We start from the raw sequence: 21,144 nt of genomic DNA, 5'->3' as shown, positions 1-21,144 counted from the left end.
ATTGTCCTGCTCCCTTACGTCGGTTTACTTAGATATACCACTAATGGGACGCATCGGTCAATTACAACGGCGGCCTGTGATGGACCAGTCCTCTGCCATCCCTCTTGGTACGCATCATACAGGATTGGTCGAGTGTTCCTGCCGGTATTCGGAAGGCGTCATGCCGTACTTCTTGCGGAATACCTGAGAGAAGTGGCGCATGTCTTGGTAACCGATCCGCTCAGCCACGTCCGCTAGCTTCAGCTTCGGATTCATGAGCAGCTGTTTCGCTTGCTCCAGGCGGAGATGAATGACGTACTCCTTGAACCCTTGACCCGTCTTCTGCTTGAACAGCTGGCTGAAGTAAACCGGGTTCAAATACACGATCGCAGCGACCTTCTCCAGTGACAGCTCTTCCTGATAATGCGTGCGGATATATTGCAGGACGACGTCGACGGACCGGTCGCTGCCGCTCGCATGGTGTTCGTAGACCTGTGTCGTAGAAGCTTGACGCATGCGCTGCACCTCCGCCGGCACTGTCTCCAAGCGGTCAATGAGTCCGGTGCTCATGATTTGAAACGGCACCTTCAAATATTTCACAAGATGACTTCGCAGCTCATCCACCAGCGCTGTCAGGTGCCCCGTCTCCGGCAATGTGACGAGCCCGAGCAGGCTTTTGCTGTCGTGAACCGTCACGAAGCCTTTGCCGTAGCGCTCGATCAGCTCCAGCAGGACGTTCTCGATGATGAAGTTTTCGAGGAAGACGGCCTTGTCGCTCTCCATTTTGACCATAATCAGGTGGAAAGACGGGTACTGCTCAAGGAAAGGCGCCATGTCGATGCGCCCGGTGTCCAAGCCCTGCACGAAACGTTGGAAGACGGCTTCCTGCAAATATTTGCGGTTCGTCTTCAGCTGCTCGGCCTCCTCGGTCAATTCGTTCTCGCGGGCAATCTCCTCGCTTAGCTTACGGATCATCTCGCTCAACACCTCTTTGCCGATCGGCTTCAGCAGATAGTCCTTCGCCCCGAGCCGCACGGCTTCCTGTGCATACGAGAATTCGGAGTAGGCCGAAATGACGACCCATTTCACATGCGGGTGCTTGCTTCTGGATAGATTCATCATCTCCAGCCCTGTCATGCCCGGCATGAGAATGTCCGTTAGGACGATATGAATATGGTGGCTTCGCAGCAGCGCTATCGCTTGTTCTGCATTAGCGGCAAGATGTATCCTATACTCCGGAAAGCGGTTATGCAGCGTGCGTTGAATGCCCTCGCGAATGACGGTTTCATCATCCACAATGAGAATGTCCATGATGATTACTCTCCTCTCCGGGGAGGCGGCATCGCAATGATAACGGTTGTACCTTCCCCCTGTTTGCTATGAATGCGCAGGCCGTAGCGGTCGCCGAACATGAGCACGATGCGGCGGTGCACGTTCGTCAGCCCGATGCCGCGTCTTGTGTGGTCGTGCGCTACTGACATCACGGAAGCGCCTACCGCGTCGTCGCCCCGCAAGGAAGCCATCGCTCCGTCAATATCCGTAGCATCCTTCTTCAACTGCTCCTGCATGCTCTGCAAGGCGCTTTCCTCGATACCGACGCCATTGTCCGCAATGACGATTCGGAACTCCTGGTCGCCGATCTCCGTCGAGACGCGCAGCAGTCCGGGACGATCCAGGCTCAGCGGCTCGAGCCCGTATTTCACTGCGTTCTCAATGATGGGCTGCAGCGTCATCTTCGGCAGGACCACATCCAGGCAATCGGGGTCGACCTCCAACTCGGTGCTAACCCTGCCCTCCAGCCTGTTCTCGATAATCGTCATATAATGCCGCATCTGATCCAGTTCCTGGCGCAGCGTCGTCTTGGACGCCTCCTGCCAATCGCTGCTATATCTGAACATATGGGACAAAGCCAGAATCACCTTGCCCAACCGATCGTTCTCGCGTTCATCCAGCATCCAATAAATCATATCCAAGGTATTGTAGAGAAAATGCGGATTAACCTGGGATTGCAGCGCTTGCAGCTCCGCGTTCTTCTCGCTTACCGTCGCGAGGGTAATACGCTCGATCAACTCATCCATCCGGTGCACCATTCGGTTGAACGATGACACCAACGAGTTGATTTCCTCGAATGATTTGACCGTCACCGAGCCTTTGAAATTCCCCATCTCGACCTGCTTCATCTCGCGAATGAGCAGCTTAAGCGGCGAGGAGATATTCCGGGAAATAATCGTGGCCAGCACCAGAGACAGGAATACGAGCGCCAAAACGACGAAGTAGAGATACTCTCTCGTTTTCACAATTTCAGCATTAATATCTTCCTTCGGCGTCAGACCGTATACGGTCCAATCCGACATCTTCGCCTTGGCGGCGACAATCAATTGATCGGTCCGGTCATCGACGATAATTTCATTGGTTTGCGGCCGCGGCAGTCCTCCGAACAAAGGTAGGCTGCTTTTCTCCTCGGCAGTGGAAGCAATCAGATGGTCTTCTTTATCGACGATATACACCTGACTGTTCGGGGAGATCGTTACGTTCGAGAGCGCGGCAAGAATAGGCTGCGGGTTCGTTTCTATCACGAGGACACCAATCAACCTGTGGTCAGTTAAATCATAGAGCTTGCGTCCGAAGACGAACACGGAATCCGTCTGAAACCGGTTGATGATGGAGCCTCTGGCAAGCCCGAGCCAGACCATTTCTCCGGAAGAATCCTGCAGCTTATGGTACCAGGCCGTGTTGGCATAATCGGTTTCAATCACACTGTCAAAGCCCCGTGCATAGTTATAGTTTTTGCCTGCGTTCGTAATGACATGAATCCCGATAATATCATCCCGGGAGTAATAAGCAGCTCCCAAAATGTTCGTAATCGTCCGTTCGTTAATAATATTGACTGCTTCATCCTTACTGATATCCCGGTCATGAATCAACCGAAGCATCTCGTAGTTGCTGTTCAGCGACTTCGTCATGCTGTCGTAGCCCTGAAGCAGCAGATCGAAGAGGCCGACGGTTTGGGAAATATTTTTCTCGGCCAAGTCGCTGATTTTGCTATGAATGATATCCGTCGTCTTCTTGTAGTAGAGTACACTGACAAGCGTTAGCAGAATCAGCATACAGGAGATGAAAAGCAAAAACAGCCGGTTATGAATGGAATGAAGGCCCCGTGTCACGTGAGAATCCGGTCCCCTTTCGTCGTCTTTACTCGCTATCATATCACAGGCCTTCTCTAAAATAGCAAAAAGCGAGGGGTGAAGTTAACCCTTCACCGCTCCCGCTACCATGCCTTTTGTAATTTTGTCCGCTAATAAGAAGTAGATGATTATGACCGGCAGCGCACCCAGCACCAGGAAAGCGCCGATGGCCCCGTAATTGACCGAATACTGGCTGACGAAGCTGTTGACGCCGAATGGCAGCGTTTTGAGCCGTTCGGACGAAATGAACGTCGCCGCTAGAATGTACTCGTTCCAGATATTGATGAAGGTAAGAATACAGACGGTCATCATCGGAGGAATAGAAATCGGAATAATGATACTGCGGAATATCCGCAAAACCCCTGCGCCATCCATAATCGCAGATTCTTCAATTTCAGCTGGAATCGAACGCATGAATCCGCTCATAATGAAGACGGCTATCGGTGTTTGGAAGGCGATATAAGGCAATATGATCGAAATATGCGTGTTCAGCGCATGCAGATTTTTGAAGATCAGCATGAGCGGCAGCAGCGTCGCTTGCAGTGGCACCATCATTCCGATCAGGAAGATGACCATGACGACTTGCCCATATTTCCAGCGGAACCTGGCGATCGCGAACGATGCTAGCGAGGCCAGAAGCAGAACGCAGACCATCGTGACGGAGGTGACGAACAAACTATTTTTCAAATATTGAAAATAGTGTCCCGCATCGATCGCATCGGTAAAGTTCTTCCACTGCAGCGTTTGCGGCAGAGCGAAAAATTTACCCGACAAAATTTCCTCATTGCTTTTGAGTGAATAAATGAACAGCCAAAGCAGCGGATAGACTTGCGTTACAACAAGTAAGGACAAGAATCCTACGACAATGATTTTCGTAATAGAGAGGCTTTTGCGTCTCCGTACGGCTGCAGGCCTAGCCGCGGCTATTTGACTTGCATGATTCATGGTGACCCCTCTCCTTTACGTAAATCTTCTTTCCAGACGGTTGAAGATAAAGTTGATAACAACAGTTGCAAGTAAACATAGAGCGACTAAGAATGCGGCAATCGCGCTTCCGTAACCATATTTCATGGAGAGGAAGGACATGTTGTACATGTGAGTTGAGATGACGTCTGTCGCGTGCGCCGGGCCGCCTGCGGTCATGACCATGATCATGTCGAACGCTTGCAGCGAGCCGATGAAGGCGAGGACGATCGATATTTTGAAAATCGGAATATTCATAGGGAAAGTAATATGCCAGTCGGCTTTCAGCCCCTCGGCCCCGTCAATTCGCGCCGCTTCGTAAACATCGGCCGGGATGTTCTGGATGCCGGTGAACTGGATCAAGGTGTGGTACCCCAAGTACTGCCACAGGGCCACAAAATAAAGGGAATACATCGCAATCTTCGGATCCGTCAACCAGGATTTCGACCAGCTATGCAAATTCAACATATCGAGGACTTGGTTCAGCATGCCCCCCATCGCGGCAGGGTTATAGATGGTTTTCCACAATTGGCCGATAATGACGACCGATAAAATAACGGGCAGGAAGTAGGCTGAAACGAGAAAGTTCGGTTTTTTGATAAAACGGTTGAGCAGAATAGCTACACCCAAAGCAACCGGAATCTCCGCCATGGAGAATACGGCAAACATTAACGTCCGTTTCACGGATGGCCAGAAAACAGGATCTTCAAATAGCAACGTGTGAAAATTTTTCAATCCGACAAATGTCGATTCCCCGATGCCGTTCCAATCAAGCAGTCCGCTGTACAGAGATACGAGAATCGGAACGAAAACAAGTCCGACATAGATCAGCAAACACGGCAGTACAAACATGGCAATCGTCCACTTGGAGACTCTTAACACATTCACTTGGCTCGCCTCCTTCATGGGATATGCCAAGCGGAACTTACCCTTCGCGGGCCCTTAGGCGCTAGGGATAAATTCCGACTTGGCTTTATTTCATCTTATTTCTTGTTGGACTCGTAAGCTGTTTGATGCTCTTTCGCTACTTCAGCAGGATCTTTCTTCTGTACGAAGAGGTTTTGAATGCTTGTTAAGTGGCCTTGAGCTGTTCCAGGGTTCATCGTGTTATCGAACGCAAGGTCGCCGCCTTTAACTGTTTTGAACATACCCAGTACTTCCATGGCCATATCGGAGTATCCGGCAGCTTTGAAGTCGCCTTCCACTTTCTGTGCGATACCTACTGCGCCTTTCACGGCGAAAGCTTCTTTCGGGAAGTTCAGCATGAAGTAGTTCAAGAAATCCTTAGTCTCTTTCAAATGCTTGCTGTTAGCAGATACGGCGAACGCGCTTCCCGGTGCAAGCATGAACTCATCCGGGTTACCTTTGCCTTTGACCGTTGGGAACTTGAAGACGCCGACTTTACCGTTAACGGACGAAGTTTCGATTCCGCCTGTCGCCCAGGAGCCCATGTAGTACATAGCCGCTTTACCTGTTTTGAACAAGTTCTCGCCTGCGTTGTAGTCGAAGGACGTTGCCCCCTCTTGGAATGCGCCTGCTTGAACAAGATCTTGGAAGGAGCTTACCGCATCCGTGAATGCCGGGTCATTGAACGTCTTTTTGCCGTCAACCACCGCTTGCAGGAAGCCAGGGCCGCCGTTTGTGCGAAGCAGGACGTTCATGAATAAGAAGGAACCCGTCCAGGAATCTTTCTCACCGATTGCCATTGGCTGAATGCCTTTGCCTTTCAGCGTTTTGACCGCTGCGACCATTTCTTCGAATGTTTTCGGAACTTCTACGCCCGCTTGTTTGAACAAGTCTTTGTTGTAGTAAACGAGACCGATGTTGTTACCGTCAGGCAATGCATAGATGTTGTTATTGAATGTATACCAGTTCAAAATGCCTTCTTGGAATGTTCCTTTCAAGCCGTTTTGCTCAACCATGTCGTTCAGCGGGGCGAACAGGCCTGCATCAACGAATGGCTTCATTTGAGCCGCTGGATTCACGATGGTGATATCCGGAACTTCTTTGGAAGCGGCTTGCGTTTTGAGCTTCAGCTTTTGTTGATCCGTGTTCAGGGAGTCCAGCTCGATTTTGATGTTCGGATTTTTAGTTTGGTAGTCGTTGACGATTTTCTTCAACATACCGTTCTTTGGATCTGTCGGATCCGGATATATGTTTTGGAACGTGATGGTGATGTTTTCCTTCTTCTCCGTTGTGCTGCCGCCGCTTGGTGCCGCGGATGCGCCCGGTGCCGGAGTGCTTGTGCTCGCGCCGGAGCCGCAAGCAGTCAAGGAAATAGCCAGCAAGCTAGCTGCCGCTACTTGTAGAGCTTTATATTTTTTAACCATTGGTAAATCCCCCTCGTTTGTTGGTGATCTTGATGTCCCTATTATCCCTTGAAAGCGGCATCTTCTACAATGTGCGAACTTTAGGATTCATGTTAACTTTTTATAGGTTATCAAGCGCCGACCTGAAGTTTACACACATGCGGGGTATGCCTGCCGGGGGCATGTTAGCGTCTAATTACCGCCTAGAATTCCCTTGCGGTGTGGCTATTAGCGGCGATGGAAGGAGGGAATGTGTGGGATGGCCGATGGGGCGGGGCTGGATGGGAAGATGTTGAGACGCGGCGGAGCATGGTGGAGCACGGCGAAGTGCGCCTAAGCGTTGCGGAGCTCTGTGAAGGACGGTGAAACACAGCGCGAAGCACAGCGCAGCGTGATGGAGCGCGGCGAAATGCGCCTAAGCGTTGTGGAGCTCTGTGAAGGACGGTGAAACACAGCGCGAAGCACAGCGCAGCGTGATGGAGCGCGGCGATGCACAGCATAGAATGCGAAGTGCGCATTGCGCGGGCAAAATACAAAATACGAGTTGTGCCGAAGGTAACCCTCGGCCAGCTAACGGACACAGCGGCCGTTATTCCGCAGTTTCGGGCGGCAGAAGGATGATAACGGACACCAGCGCCGCTATTTGCTTCAAAATGGACGATTTCGAAGGAAAAGCGGCAAATAGCGGCCCTCCAGTCCGTTAGCGCCGGATCCGCTCACGGATCGCCGATTAACGGCCGTGGTGTCCGTTAGAGCGGCGCACGGGCCGACCTTGTGCCAAATGTGGCTGCACTGCACGATCGCCATGCCGCCCCAAAATAAAAACCACCCGCCAAAACGGCAGGTGGAGTAAATTAATATGCCTTAGGCACCTCAACACGGTGTGTGACACCATCTTCGGTGAAGTAAATGTGCGTATCGAACCCTTGATCGTCCATGAAATAGGACACATACTTCGGCTCGCCATGCTTGATCGGCACGAGCAGCGTCGCAATACGGTGGCTGCGCGCCGGCTTCGTCGTGGCTCGGAGATGCCAATGCAGCGGCAGGCCCTCAATCTCCGACGGCTCGACATCCGGGAAGCCTTCTTGCTGCCTTAGCTCCAAGTCTCCCGAGGAGCAATAAACGAAACGGCCGTCCATATCGGCCTTGCGGCCTTGGACTCTGAACGTCTGTCCGTTCAGCTTCATCTCATAAAGCGTTTGGAACAGCCAATCGACCGTGCCCGTCTGCGTCAAATCGATATGATCGACAACGACCACATAAGTGCCGAAGAAGTACAGTTCGCGAACATACCGCTCCAGATATGGAACGTACTCCTTATAAGCTGCAGTCGCGTTGCTGCGGGAGTAGCCGTAGCCTTTGCGCTGTTCTGCCACTTCGACGACCCCGCTCGCCGCCATGTTCAGCACTTTGTTCTTTTCCGCGTATTGACCAAGCCCGTCGATCAAAATGTTGTTCGTCGAGCGCGTCTGTCTGCGCCAGTTCATGTGCATCGTTGAGCCGAAAGCGACATAGTACCCGCTCTCGATCGCCAGCGGCTCTCCGTAAGCGTGCAGCAGGAAGCCGTTCTGGTCGCCGTGGCTGTGGCTGACGGAGCCGTACTTGCTGCTCTTCGTCAGCAGCATGATATGGCGCTCGGGATCTGCCATGTTCGAGTGGAAGGCGACCCAGCCGATGTCGCGGAACCATTTGACCCCTTCGATATTCGCATCTGTCGGCGCCAGAGCCTCTACCTGCGGATAGTCGTGGCGGTATACCATTTCATCGAAGCGGAAGTCCCACCAGCCGTAATTGTAAAACTTCATTTCCGAATCGGTATCGATTTCCCGCACTCGCTCGAAGTACCATTGGTACAAGCCGTTTCCGGTGACGCCCGCGAACTGGCGGATATTGAAGCCGGTCTTCAAACTGACAGGATCGCCCAAGGTCGACTGATCGCCGAAGCTTGCGCGCAGTGTATCCGGGCTGAAAGCATAGAGCGGGAAATCCCCTGTTTTCGTAAAAAACGGCCGCTTATAAAAGTTAATGCCGGTATATTTCTTAAGCAAATTCATCGCTTCTGTGACGAAAGCCATCCCGGTGGTCCAATACATCGGACCTTCCGCCCAACCGCCATCCGCTCCGCCCCAAGGGGAATAGAGGCACGCATAATATTCCAGCGTGTAATCCAGCCACTCTTTCGCTTCCGGCTCCTCGTTCAACAGCACTATACAGCTGGGCACAAGCACGCTCGAAAGTGAGCGAACCGCATGGCTATCGAACGGCACGTGATGAATTTTGGAATGATCGATCACATGCGTTGCAATTTGACGCGTACGAGCCAGCAGCACCCCTCGGACCAGCTCCCGCTCTGCATCCGACAGCTGCCCGTATAACCAATCGTACCCCCAGGCAACCGCGCCGGTCATCCGGAAGGACGCTTCGTCATTATAGTCGCGGCTCGTCGTGCCGTTCACGTCCCAGTTACAAACGTGCAGGAGCCAGGCTTTGGCCCGGTCCAGCAATCCGGCGTCATTCAGAATCGTGCCGGCCACGGCCAAATGACGGATCGCATACAGCACTTCCTGCGTATCCATGTACATCTGGCGCCATAGCTTAGCAACGCGCTTATTGCCCGGATACGGCAGCGGCTCCGCGATCAGCTCGCGGTCGATCCAGGGCTTGACGGATTTCTCATAGAACACGTCGAAGCCGCAATAGGCAGGATCGTCAGCCAGCTGCTTGCGGAAAGCCTCCAGCTCCGCTGATTGCAGCCACAAGCGCGGATGCTGCGCCGAAGCTTCGGCATAGCGGCGCTCCCGGCTAGGCAGCGGTGTAGCCGGCAAGCCCGCCGGCACCTCGAATCGTCTCACAACGCTCCAAGCCGTTGGCTCGCCGCTTTCTTGAATCAGCGCATAACGCCAATAATACGTTCCAGGCTCCAGCACATCATCAGGTGTATATAAGTTGTACGGAATTGGTCCGATCGTCTGCGTTTCCCCTCCCGCAAAGTCAGAAGACGGCGAAATTTGCAGCAGATAACGGTCGTTCTCCAATTGCGCCGGAATCCATGTGAAACGAGGCGGATTTTCCAGCAGGACGGTGTGCTCGTTCGGTTCGTATTGTACGGTTAAAACACCGCTCTGCGGTTCATATAATGGCGACAGGGTTGTCATTTCCAATCTCCTCCCGATAAGTCCTAATGTGGCTCCTAACCCAAACTCTCTATATGAAAATTAAACCTTGATCTTCCGTTAGTCGAAGGCGTGCCTCGGAGCCCGGCTGTCCGGGAACCGCCACCGTAATCTCCTGCGGGGACACGCGCCGGATTTCCACAGGGCTGCCCGCACGGTAGACATGCACAAAATCGGCGCTGCGGTCATGCCGGCGATGCAGAATAGCCGTAAGCGGCTGGCTCGGGTCGATCGAGTCTCCCGGCGTGCTTACCGCCAGCAGCTCATCACCCGCCTGAACCAAAGCCGTATGGCTGACGACAGAGCCGGCAGCAAGCCGGTATGCCACAGTCAGCTGGGATTGCTCCGGTGCGAACTGTCCGGTGATCGGCAGTTCGCGCTCGGATACCGCCACATCTTTGTCCCGGATTCGCAGCGTATATGAATCTCCCCGCTCCGCCATCCCATCCGAGGCAGGTTGAACGGCAGGATGCATCCACCACTCGATGCTTTGCGGCGCTTCAGCTCCCAGCTCGACCTGGAACCAATCCAGCATCCACTCCCCCGTTAGGAGCAGATGACGATTCATCGTGCAGCCCTCGTAGGCTCCTGTCGTTTGCAGCCATGCGTATACCGCACCTTCTTCGGCCGCATAGCGGACGCAGCGCCCTTCATGCGGCGCTTGGGAGAAACCGTTCAGCGATACGGTGTTGTGGCTGGACGTTTCGGCGAACCACGATTTCCGCATCGACGAGCCGTAAGGCACCATCCCGAAATCGGGGGTCAGGGTTTGCTCTGCGTGCATCAGCGTCAGATGCAGCTTGTCGTAATGGCCATGGGAACCCCCGTGCTCGCCGAAGTCGGCGAGGAAGGACAACGGGTTCCCCTGCACGCGGCCGATGACGAAGCCGGCATCCGGCCAGAGCCGTGAACCGCGCGGCGCAGGAGCCGCTTCCGCTGTGCCGCCGTATAGCAGCGCCTCGAGCTGTTCGCCTCCGCCGAGCTGGCGATAGGCCTCGCGAAGCACCGGCGCGAGGCCGGCAATGCCATAGATCGCGAGCCCCTGCTCCGCGATCTCGGCGATTTCGCGGGCATAGGGAGCCCGCGCGAGCGGGCCGTCATGCAGCGCAGGCAGCATGCCCTGGCCGTCGGCCAGGTCGGCGAGCGCCTCCAGCATGCCGCGCATGGATTGGCCGTCTGTGCCAGTGACGGCGTAGAGGTCAATGCCGAAGCGCTGTGCCATCTCGGCAGCGATCAAATAGGCACGAAGCACGAAAACGTGATAATACGTGCTTCCCTCGAATTCGAACTGATCGGGCTTGACGCCGATTGACAGATGATGCTTGAAGCCGCCTTGGCCTTCAATCAGCGCTTCCAGTGCCGATTGCTCGCCGCGCGCGGCATAGACGCAGGACAATGACGCGTTCAGCCAGGCGGTGTAATTGTTCTCCGCATTGTTGCGCTCATGAATAAGAATGTGCCGGTACTCTTCCATACTGCCGGCCAGCAGACCCAAGAAGACGTCGATCGCCTCCTGCTCCTTCGCCTCGAACGCTACGCCCTTATCACGCAGCAGCAGATAGGCGCGAATGAGCGTCGTGGACCAGATCGCCTCCGTCAGCGCCTGGTGGAAGGCACGCCCCTTGAGCATCCAGCTCTGCGCTTCCGGGTGCACCGGATAAAGCGGAAACTGCTCGGCATATTCAACGAGCAATCTCTTGCTTAGCTGCGCATAGGCCGATTCGCCCAAAGCCGCAAAGACAGCCGCGGCTTGCAAGGCTACGCGTGCCAGCGACTGGTGCTTGAACACGAGCCATGCGCCGTGATAGGCTTCGCCTTCGATGGTGCAGCCGTGAGGGCAGGCGAATGCGGTAGCGTCCGCTTGCACGTCATCGAACACCAGTTCGGTATGATGGTGCGGACAAACATACTGGTGCCACCAGCCCCCAGGTTCTTTGGGAATGGACAGGCTGCCCGCTTGCTGCAGCCTGTCGATTTCCTCTTTCAATATTTGTACAGTACGGTCCTGTCTCAGCGCGGTACTCATCGCATCATCATCCCGCCGTTAATTTCGATCGTTTCGCCCGTTATATAAGACGCCAATTCCGAAACAAGGTAGAGTACCGCGCCGGCTACGTCTTCCGGTGTGCCTTCGCGTCCGAGCGGAATGCCGTTAATCGTTGCCGCACGAGCAGCGTCGGTTGTGAACGTGGCGTGGAACATCGTGTTGCCGATGAAACCAGGCGATACGTTATTGACGGTAATGCCGCTTGCCGCCACTTCCTTCGCCAAGCCTTTGGAATAGGCCAGTACCGCCGCTTTGCTCGCTGCATACACGCTGGATCCCGGCCCGCCGCCATTATGTGCTGCAACGGACGTCATGTTGACGATTCGGCCGCCGCCTTTGGCTTTCATGCCGGCCAATACTCTTTTGCACATGAAGACGGTGCTTTTCAGGTTCACATCCATGATTCTGTTATACATATCCTCAAACATTTCGGAATTCGGAACGCGCTGCACCAGATGGCCCGCGTTATTCACCAGAATATCGATCGTGCCGCCAAGCGCTTGCTCCACTTCGTTAACGAGTCTGTCGATTTGCTCCAAATCAGTAACATCCGCTTGTACCAACACGGCTTCCCCGCCTGCAGCTTGAATGGCCGCTACGACTTCTTGCCCTTGCGCTACGTTGTTCAGGCAGTTCACGCCCACTTTAGCCCCGTTGCTGGCGAGCGCCAAGGCGATCGCGCGTCCGATCCCCGCGTTGGATCCTGTTACCAGTGCAATTTTCCCCGTCAAATCGATATTCATATGAATTCCTCCCATGTGTGTGTTTGTTTTATTCGTCTATGCATCATCCCTCTACCATCACGCAAAGCTCTAACGGACAGGAGAGACGTTAAATCATCAAATTAAGCGTCAATTTACTTCCAACGGACTGGAGTGCCGCTATTTCCCGTTGGAAGCGCTTCTTTATTAGCAAATGAAGCAAATAAGGGCCGTGGTGTCCGTTACAATTTCAACGGTGGTTATTTCCCCCAATAAGGGCTCCTGTGTCCGTTAGCGCCAGCGGATGGCCCTCTCAATGGGCTAATCCGGACTCAGTGTCCCTGGACCGAAGAGGCTTGCTGCCTCGGACCAAGGACCCTTATGTCAGCCCCTATGTCCGTTAGCGTCAACGATAGCTCCCCCACCAGGGCCAATCTAGACCCAGTGTCTCATGTGTAGAGAGGCCTCCTGCTACGGTTCAATGGCTCCTGTGGCCGTTAGCGTCAACGATGGCGTCTCACCGGCCCCGCCTCTGCCCGTCAGCGTGAGCGACGGAGCGGCACAACGAGCCAAGCCGCCCCGGTCATCCCCGCATCCGCGGACGCGTCGTCTCCGGCATCGTCATCGTCAAGCACGTTCCGCGCCCCCACTCGCTGTCAACGGACAGCCCGTAGGCTTCGCCGAACACCATCTGGATGCGCCGGTGGACGTTCATCAGCCCGATGCCGCCGCGCCGCTGCGTGCCTGTCTCTTCCGGCTCCGCCAGGCGGTTCTGTTCCAGCTTCTCCCGCAGTTCCGCAAGCCGGTCCGGCTTCATGCCCACGCCGTTATCCTCGACGAACACCTGGAACAAACCGTTTTCTTTCTTGGCGTTGATGCGAATGTAGTGGTGCGGCTCCACGCCGTCCGCAAATGCATGCTGGAAAATATTTTCGATCAGCGGCTGCAATGTCAACCGAACCATTTTCTCCAACAGCAGGCTTGGCGGAATCGCCACGTCGATTTCGAACTCTTTGCCTGTGCGGTGCTGCAGCACGATCATGTAGTTCCTTACATGATTCAGCTCATTGGCAACCGTGATTTCTTCCAAGTTGGTCTGTACCGAATAGCGAAGCATGAACGCCATCGCCTCTACCATTTCGGTAATTTCCCTCGAGTCCTGCACAATGGCATAGCAATTGATCGTCTCGAGCGTGTTATATAAAAAGTGCGGATTAATCTGCAGCTGCAGCGACTGGAACTCCGCCCGCTGCCGCTCCAGCTTCGTTTCCCCGAGCTCCAGCGCGTTCTTCTGCTGCTCCAGCTCCGCTTCATACACCCGCTCGATCATATCGGATAAGCGCGTTACCATCAGGTTATAGCTGTGGATGAGACCGCCGATCTCATCGGCACGGCCGGTATCGTCAATGTACTGCCAGTTCCCCTTCTCCGTCTCCCGCATACTGTCTTTGAGCCACCGGATCGGCGCAATAATGGAGCGGCCGAAACGGAAGGCCAGCCACAGCGCTATCCCCAGCGTAAGGAGACCGACAATGATCGTGGTCGTGCGAATCGTGTTCGCCGGGCGGCGCAGCTCGTCAACCGGCAGGGACGCCACGAGATTCCAGTCGGAATACGCAGACTTACGGGAAACGAACATGCGCTCCTCCTCGTCATACTTAAACGTGAACGGCTGATTGCCGCTGGCGAGCACGCGCGAAGCCAGTTCATCCTGCGGCTGCCGCCGGCTCATCGACACCGGGTAGATGTAGTTGCCGGCATCATCCACGATGAAGAAGAAGCCTTTCTTCCCCAAGTTCGCCCGATCCCAAGTCTTGGCCAGTTCATCGAGTTTGATCTCGATCGCTACGACCCCGCGGTTCAGGCCGTATGAGGGTCCCCTCACTTTAACGGCCATTGTTACAACCGAACCCTTATCGACCTCTCGGATGCTCATATTCAAGAGCGCGATTTTACCGGTATCCGGTGTCATTTTCATCAAATAATCGTACTTCTCTTTCACCAACACGGGGTCGAAGTTCAGCAAATTCTGATTCTCGTAGATGACGGAACGCCCATGCTGGCCGACAGCATAAATCATGTTCAGCTGCTTATACAAGGTGATGACCGACGTGACCGATTTACTGGCAAAATCTTTAATCTTCTCGTTATACATATAATACTCATACGAATCGTCCGGCTTAATCTCCATGAACGCGCGCACGTCCGAATTAGACGAGAAGGCGCCGCTGAGCAGCTCATAGGCCTGCAGATAACTGTCCGTTTGATAGTTGGCGCTCTCGATCATTTGCTCCATGTACTGCTTCACTTGACCGTCCAGCGCTCTGGAAGACTGTACATAGGAGAAAGCCCCTACAGAGACAAGAGACAGAATGATCACGATTAGAAAGTAGGAATAAATTTGGCGTGACAGCGTCTTGCCCCTCATGAACGAATCCCCATCTGCTGACGGTATTCCGAAGGAAGACACCCTTCATATTTCTTGAACGTTTTCGTAAAATGCGGATGATCGGCGTATCCGACTTCACCCGAAATGTCCGTGATGCGCCACTGCGGCTGTTCAAGTAATTTCTTCGCCTTTTCCATACGTCTGCGCGTGCGGTACTGCACGAACGTCTCCCCTGTGCTCTGCTTAAATAATTGGCTGAAATAAGAGGGGTTGAGTCCGATAAAGTCCGCCACTTCCTCCAAGGAAACCTCCTCGGCAAGATGTGTCTCAATGTACTGTTTCGCTTCCTCTACAGGGTCCTTAAGCTTACCTTTGCGTTTGTTCTTCAGTTCTTCCAAATGGCCGTACACCGCAGCCGTGAAACGATGCCACGCTTCCTCTTCGCTTGCGGCGCCGGTTAATGCCAGCTCTCCTTGCATCAGGTAGACATCCCGCACATTCAAGCGCTGGTACAGCAGTGTATGAAGCTCCTGCAGAATATCGTGAACCCGATTGAGCTTCAGCTTATATTCCTTGAGCTCTCCGTGAATTTCATCCAGTAACTCGGCTAACTCCGCTTGCTGCAGCATCCAGACCGCTTGTTCCATGCGGCTTGCCCACTGCTCCAGCTTCGTTACCGCGACGAACGTCTCGGAGCTTACTTTGGTTTTCGTACGGATCAGCTTCTCCAGCACGCCCTGAAAGCCCTTGATGTTCACAGGCTTCAGCAGGTACTCTTTGACGCCATAAGATACGCATTTCTGAGCATATTCGAAATCGCCATAACCGGAAATAACCACGACCTGAATGTCCGCATCCATCTCGGCCACGCGGGCGCATAGCTCCAAGCCGTCCATTTTGGGCATTCGAATATCCGTGAACAGGAAGTCAGGCCGGTCCTCTTGAATCCGCTGCAGTGCGACAACGCCGTTCTCTGCCGTTCTCAGGCTTTCGATCGGCAGCCCCGATTGTTCCACCAGTTTCTGTAATCCTTTGCGTATCATCGGTTCGTCATCGACAATCAGTATGCGGTACATGAGGCGCCGCTCCTTTCTTACCCTTATGAAATGCCCGCTCCCCACGCGCTTTAAGCTCGTGAGGAGTCGGTCATGCTCATACCCTGAGCTTATTTACGAGGCATTGAAATCGTTGTGCCAGGATCTTTGCCATTGAATTTGTCTGTCGCTTCTTTGATTACATCGTTACCGCCCTTGGACTTCCACTCTTCCAGCACTTTCGGCCAATCGGAGATCGGCTCTTTGCCGTAAACCATTTTGACCATATGCTGCAGAATCACTGGAGGCGCTTGGTCGGAAGCCGGGGAAATATCCGGGTTTTTCATCAAGGATTCCAGACGCGGCTCGAAATTGATGCCGTCACGTCCTTCATTTTTCAACGTTGTATCATAGATGTTCATTAACTTCTTGCCTTCGTCCGTCAAACTAAGTGTGCCCTTATTATAAGTTGTATCTTGAACCAACCACAAGAACGATTGACGATAACGCTCTTCATCTACACCCGCTGTATCCGTAGGCGCTTTGTATTCGATTTTGCCGTCAACGGTCTTGTACGTGTCGCCTTCGATACCGAATGTGAAGAATTTCTCCGCTTCATCGGACATCATCCAATCGTAGAACTTGATAATTTGCGCAGCATTTTTCACATTCTTGTTAATGAAGTACGCGCGCGGCGCAGGTCCGTACAAGTAGTGACCGCCTTTGCCGTCAGGTCCGGTCGGAGCAGCGATGATCTCGATGTCGCCTGTCGGTACAGTCGTTTTGAGCTGTGTTTCCCATTGCAGCATTTCGTTCGCATTCATGGACCACATGCCCGCTTTGCCGGAAAGAATCGTGTTCTTGAACACCGTTGCATTAATCGTCGCAAATTCTTTGTTGATCAAGCCCTCATCAAACATCGTTTTGTACGTTTGCAGCGCTTTGGTCATATTCTCGGTGTCGAAGAATTTCGGCAGCACTTGATCGCCAACCTTCTCGAACATGGACAGGTAAGGGTACACGTCATAAGCGCCGAAGAAGGAATCCGCGTATTTGAAGTTCTCACGTCCCATGAACGGGTTCTCTACGCCCATTTCTTTGAACTTGCGAAGCACCGCCATGTACTCGTCAACCGTTTTCGGTACGCCAAGGCCTGCTTTATCCAGCAAATCCTTACGCACGAAGATCGCGCGGCGGGACGGGTTGGACAGGAACTCTGGAATCGCGTAGATTTTGCCGTTATAAGTTACGTTATCCCAAGCGTCTTTCGGCACTTTTTTCAACAAGTTCGGACCGTACTGCTTCAGCAAATCGTCCAGCGGCATGAAGACGCCCGCTTTCACGGAACCCGCCATTTCTTTCCCGTTCACACCGCCGCTTCCTTGTACGACGTCAGGAATGTCGTTGGTTGCGAACATTTGAATCATTTTTTGTTCATATTCTTTGTGCGGAACGAGCACGATATTCAAATCGGTATTCGTTAACTCTTCGAGTTTCTTCACCCATTTATCTTGATTAATATCAGGCGATTTCTCAACGTGACCGAATGCCAGTGTACGCAGGGAGATGGAGAACTTCGTTTTCTCCGCCGGCTTGGAGCTATCCGTGCCTGCTGCCGCGCTGGATGCCGGTTGTTCAGCTGGTTTCGAAGAGCAAGCGGCCAACATGCTGGCGAGCATTACGGCAGCCATCGTTGTGGGAATCCATTTTTTCATTTCTACCCCTCTTTTCGTTTCGATTAAATATGACGCTTTCACACTCTCATTGTAAAAGCGTTTACAATTCGTCGATATGGGCTGGCTTTAGTTTGAATTGTCTTTTTTTTAGAATGGTGTCAAAACAAGACATACCATACAATCTTTTTATGATTTCACGGATCCTACCATCATCCCTTTAACGAAGTGACGCTGCAGGAACGGGTAAATCAGAATAATCGGAATCGTTGCGATAATAATCGTCGCCATTTTGATCCCTTCCGGGTCCATATTCGCCAGTCCGCTGAACTGTGCGGAATTCGGATCGATAGAGATGTCGTCAGAGACAATGAGCTGGCGCAGCTTAACCTGAAGCGGCCATAGCGCCGGTTTATTGATGTAGTACAGTGCGCTTTGGTACGTATTCCAATGGCTCACGGCATAGAAAATACCTAGGGAAGCCATGACCGGCTTGGATAGCGGCAGCACGATGCTCCAGATCATTCTCAGCTCGGAGCAGCCATCGATGCGGCCGGAGTCAATCAGCTCGCTCGGAATTTGCAGGAAGAACGACCTCATGACGAAGAAGTTGAAGGCGCTGATCGCACCTGGAATCATGAGAGCCCAAAGCGAGTTCGTCAAATGCAGGTTTTTCATAAGAATAAAGTTCGGAATGAGCGGCGCCGTGAACACCATCGTAATCAGAACCATGATGACGACAACGTTGCGTCCGGCATACTCAGGCCGCGATACCGGATAGGCCAGCGAAGCGGTGGCAACCAAGTTGATGAGCGTACCTACTATCGTAATATACACAGTTACGCCGAAGGAACGCCAGATTGCCGCGTCGCTAAATACGTATTGGTAGTTAATCGCCGTGAATTGAACCGGCCAGAATAATACCTTGCCATTCACAATGGCTTGGGAAGAACTGAACGATTGAGCCAGCACGTTCAAGAACGGCAGGAGCATCGCCAGTGAAAGGAGCGTCAGAAACAGGACGTTAAATAAATTAAAAACTTTCCAGCCCGCTGTCGGCTTGCGATTCATAAAGCGTTCACCTCCGTCTTAGTACAAGCTTTCACCCGTTGTTTTTTTGCTGAAAATATTACCCGCGACGATGAAGATAACCCCGACCAACGCTTTGAACAGCCCGATCGCTGTCGTATAACTGAACTGTTGGCCCAGCAAGCCTGCGGTATAAATGTAGGTGTCGAGAATTTCACCGTTTTCTTTATTCAGCGGATTCAGGAACACGTAAACGCGTTCGAAGCCGAAATCGAGGAATTTACCAATGTGCAGCAGGAACAAAATCATAATCGTCGGCAGCAGGGCTGGAATGGTGATGGAAATCGTTTGTCTCCAACGATTCGCGCCGTCCACTTCCGAAGCTTCATAGAGATCCGGATTGATACCCGCAAGCGCTGCCAAATAAATGATCGTCCCGTAACCGGAATCCCGCCAAATCCCCGAGGTGATCAGCACCGTACGGATCCAGGATTCTTCCCCCAAGAAATAAATCTCCTTAAAGCCCAGCCACGTGATAAATTGGTTCACGGCGCCTGTTGAAGGCGAGAGAATGCCGATTGCGATCCCGCTCACGATAACCCAGGACAAGAAGTGCGGCATGTACACGACCGTCTGGAGCAGACGCTTGTACACAACGACCCGCAGCTCGTTCAGCAGTAGGGCCAAAATGATGGGCGCCGGGAAGGCCAGCACGAGATCGTAAACCCCGATGAGGACAGTGTTTTTCAAGATTTTAAGAAAGTCATAATGGGCGAACATGCGGGTAAAGTGCTCGAACCCTACCCATTTGCTTCCTGTAAAGCCGTCAAAAATGTTGTAATCCTGAAAGGCAATGACGGATCCTAACAGCGGTACATATTTGAATACTATAAAATAAATAATCCCTGGCAACGATATCAGATACAATGCCTTATACTTCCAAAACGTTCGCAGAAAGGAATTGCCCTTTTTCACTTGCGCACGTTTATCCATTTGTTCTACTGCTTGCGCGCCTACTGCCATCTTCTGGCCCCCCTCACTATTCTTCGTTGATGATATAGCCTTATGGTACCTTCCTAAAGCGCTTGCAACAATGGAATGTCTTTTCACTGACTTGTGTTTTTTTTAGATGCGAAGTGACCGTATGGCATTGCATCAAAGAGCCGGCCGTCAGCACCCCTAAGCACAAAGACCAAGCAAAGCTAACGGACACAGCAGCCGTTATACTCACAAAAGACGTCCTGTTTCGATGCTAACGGACTCCAGAGACCCTATTCGCATGAATTTCGGAATAATCGTACCCCAACCAAGCAATTAGCGGCGCGTGTGTCCGTTACATCTTCAAAGCTGCCTTTCTTCATCGAATAAGGGCTCCTGTGTCCGTAAGCACGATGCCTCATAACCAAAAAAGCCGCCAGCCAAAGCAGATTTCCCGCTTCAACTAACAGCTCCCTATCACTCACTCAATCAACTTCCACTGCTTTAATAAGACCTCTTCTCGCACGGAAAGCCTTCAAATCCTTAAACCGAATAAACTTCTTCTTCTCCTCGCACCACACGCGGAACTTCAGCGACTCCAAGCTGCTTAAGAGCGTAATCGTCTGAACGTTGCGCAGCACCTCATTCTTGTTATGAACCTTCTCCAAATGATAATTCGGGACACGCGGACTTAGATGATGAATATGGTGGAAACCGATGTTGCCGGTAATCCAATGCAGCACTCGCGGCAATTTGTAAAAAGAACTGCCATGCATTGCGGCTTTCACATAATCCCATTCTTCTTCATTCTCATAGTAGGTCTCTTCATAATTATGCTGAACATAGAACAGCCAAATGCCCATCATGCCCGACAGGAAAAATATGGGTCCTTGGACAAGCAGTACGGACTGCCAACCGATTCCCCAGCAAAGTAAAGCCAAGCTCCCCACGATACTGATGTTCGTGATGTACGTATTCATGCGTTCTTTCATCCCCGCGCGCTTACGGTTAAAGCGATAGTCGATCAGGAAGATGAAGATAGGCCCAATAATAAACATAATGAACGGATTGCGGTATAACCGGTAGTACATCCTTCTGATCCAAGAAGAAGCCAAGTACTCTTCAACCGTTAGCGTCCAGATGTCACCGACGCCTCTGCGGTCCAAATTACCGCTGGAAGCATGGTGAATCGAATGCGTATAACGCCATTGATGATAAGGAACAAATGTCAGAATCCCTGTCACGGTACCCACGATCTCATTAGCCCATTTATTTCTGAAAAATGATTTATGACAGCAGTCGTGGAAAATAATGAAAATGCGAACCAAAAACCCTGCGGCGATCAGGTCGATCACAAACGTAAGCCATATCGAGACCGAAAGACTTAAAAACGCGAAATACCAAAGTGCAAAAAATGGAACTACCGTATTAATAATTTGCCAAACGCTGTGCTTCATCTGCGGTCTTTCGTAGGGCGCAATGTCGGAACGCCACCCACCCTTGTCTTCATGCTTCATTCAGTTGGAACTCCTTCTCTCCGCGTTATGTCGGAATCTCTGATTTGATTGTCACTGTTGTACTACGTTGCGAATGAAATAAAGTTCCCTACTGCGGCAAGAAAGATTACACCGCACCTCCATCATAAGGTTGAAACTGATTTTTGTAAAAGCCAATATAAGTC

At 52.4% G+C, this 21,144-nt stretch carries 14 protein-coding genes; all 14 read right to left on the bottom strand.

Features of this window, described 5'->3' with window-relative positions; all coding sequences use genetic code 11:
* Window positions 1-114 precede the first annotated feature (114 nt).
* Window positions 115-1,290: a response regulator gene (locus J2X61_RS25440; protein ID WP_274471839.1), complete on the bottom strand. Its 1,176-nt coding sequence runs from the start codon at window positions 1,288-1,290 to the stop codon at window positions 115-117.
* A 5-nt stretch (window positions 1,291-1,295) separates the two neighbouring features.
* A complete protein-coding gene (locus J2X61_RS25435) occupies window positions 1,296-3,185 on the bottom strand; it encodes a sensor histidine kinase (protein ID WP_310191760.1) in 1,890 nt (629 codons plus the stop codon).
* 42 nt (window positions 3,186-3,227) lie between these two features.
* On the bottom strand, window positions 3,228-4,109 hold the full coding sequence (locus J2X61_RS25430) for a carbohydrate ABC transporter permease (protein WP_274471841.1): 882 nt from the start codon (window positions 4,107-4,109) through the stop codon (window positions 3,228-3,230).
* A 15-nt stretch (window positions 4,110-4,124) separates the two neighbouring features.
* Window positions 4,125-5,015: a carbohydrate ABC transporter permease gene (locus J2X61_RS25425; RefSeq protein WP_274471842.1), complete on the bottom strand. Its 891-nt coding sequence runs from the start codon at window positions 5,013-5,015 to the stop codon at window positions 4,125-4,127.
* A gap of 95 nt (window positions 5,016-5,110) precedes the next feature.
* Window positions 5,111-6,457: an extracellular solute-binding protein gene (locus J2X61_RS25420; RefSeq protein WP_274471843.1), complete on the bottom strand. Its 1,347-nt coding sequence runs from the start codon at window positions 6,455-6,457 to the stop codon at window positions 5,111-5,113.
* Between the two features lie 833 nt (window positions 6,458-7,290).
* Window positions 7,291-9,594, bottom strand: coding sequence for a DUF4962 domain-containing protein (locus tag J2X61_RS25415; protein WP_310191756.1), 2,304 nt, complete (start codon window positions 9,592-9,594; stop codon window positions 7,291-7,293).
* A gap of 49 nt (window positions 9,595-9,643) precedes the next feature.
* Window positions 9,644-11,638, bottom strand: a complete 1,995-nt coding sequence (locus tag J2X61_RS25410; RefSeq protein ID WP_310191753.1) for a heparinase II/III domain-containing protein — start codon at window positions 11,636-11,638, stop codon at window positions 9,644-9,646.
* On the bottom strand, window positions 11,635-12,402 hold the full coding sequence (locus J2X61_RS25405) for an SDR family NAD(P)-dependent oxidoreductase (protein WP_310191750.1): 768 nt from the start codon (window positions 12,400-12,402) through the stop codon (window positions 11,635-11,637). Before J2X61_RS25405 ends, J2X61_RS25410 begins: the two co-directional genes overlap by 4 nt.
* A gap of 541 nt (window positions 12,403-12,943) precedes the next feature.
* Window positions 12,944-14,788, bottom strand: coding sequence for a cache domain-containing sensor histidine kinase (locus J2X61_RS25400; protein ID WP_274471847.1), 1,845 nt, complete (start codon window positions 14,786-14,788; stop codon window positions 12,944-12,946).
* Window positions 14,785-15,825 (bottom strand): response regulator transcription factor, encoded by a 1,041-nt coding sequence (locus J2X61_RS25395; protein ID WP_274471848.1) that lies wholly within the window; start codon window positions 15,823-15,825, stop codon window positions 14,785-14,787. The genes J2X61_RS25400 and J2X61_RS25395 overlap by 4 nt, the downstream gene beginning before the upstream one ends.
* Window positions 15,826-15,914: 89 nt before the next feature.
* Complete coding sequence (locus tag J2X61_RS25390) at window positions 15,915-17,498, bottom strand: extracellular solute-binding protein (RefSeq protein ID WP_274471849.1); 1,584 nt, start codon at window positions 17,496-17,498, stop codon at window positions 15,915-15,917.
* Between the two features lie 147 nt (window positions 17,499-17,645).
* The gene (locus J2X61_RS25385; protein WP_274471851.1) at window positions 17,646-18,527 is read right to left on the bottom strand and encodes a carbohydrate ABC transporter permease; all 882 of its coding nucleotides are present in this window, start codon (window positions 18,525-18,527) and stop codon (window positions 17,646-17,648) included.
* An 18-nt stretch (window positions 18,528-18,545) separates the two neighbouring features.
* On the bottom strand, window positions 18,546-19,478 hold the full coding sequence (locus J2X61_RS25380; protein ID WP_274472000.1) for an ABC transporter permease: 933 nt from the start codon (window positions 19,476-19,478) through the stop codon (window positions 18,546-18,548).
* A 470-nt stretch (window positions 19,479-19,948) separates the two neighbouring features.
* Window positions 19,949-20,980: a Delta(5) desaturase DesA gene (gene desA / locus J2X61_RS25375; protein WP_274471852.1), complete on the bottom strand. Its 1,032-nt coding sequence runs from the start codon at window positions 20,978-20,980 to the stop codon at window positions 19,949-19,951.
* Window positions 20,981-21,144: the final 164 nt, after the last annotated feature.

The sequence above is a fragment of the Bacillus sp. 3255 genome (genome assembly GCF_031456485.1).
GTDB lineage: Bacteria > Bacillota > Bacilli > Paenibacillales > NBRC-103111 > Paenibacillus_E.
Note: the sequence above shows the minus strand (reverse complement) of the source record. Positions and strands in the feature narration are given on the sequence as shown.